Genomic DNA, 394 nt, shown 5'->3' with positions numbered 1-394 from the left:
GTACGGCATCATCGGTGTAATTGGATTGGTAATTGAATCGCCTACACGGTAAATGACTTGTGTGAATGCGGGATGAAAGCCGATAAGGATTAACATTGGTACGAATATCGGTCCTAAAATACCCCATTTAGCCGATGCGCTTCCGATTAACATGTTGACCATTGCACTCAGTACAATAATACCTAGTATCAATACAATACCGTTTTGATGTTCTAATAATTTGGCACCTTTAACAGCAGCGATAATTCCTAAATTACTCCACTTTAAATACGCAAGTAGCTGTGCTGCAAAAAACACAATAACGATAAATGTTCCCATTGATCCTACAGCATCGCCGAACATTTTACCTAAGTCTTTTGTATTTTTAATTTCTTTGCTTAAAATCCCATAAACT

The 394-nt window shown here is 37.3% G+C and carries 1 protein-coding gene; it reads right to left on the bottom strand.

Features of this window, described 5'->3' with window-relative positions; genetic code table 11:
* Positions 1-394: AbgT family transporter (locus C0Z19_RS29275; RefSeq protein WP_199180806.1), on the bottom strand; the 394-nt coding region annotated here is incomplete at both ends.

Origin of the sequence: Trinickia soli, assembly GCF_002879855.1 — a bacterium.
Taxonomy (GTDB): Bacteria; Pseudomonadota; Gammaproteobacteria; order Burkholderiales; family Burkholderiaceae; genus Trinickia; species Trinickia soli.
The sequence above is the reverse complement of the archived record's forward strand: the minus strand, read 5'-3'. Positions and strand labels throughout refer to the sequence as shown.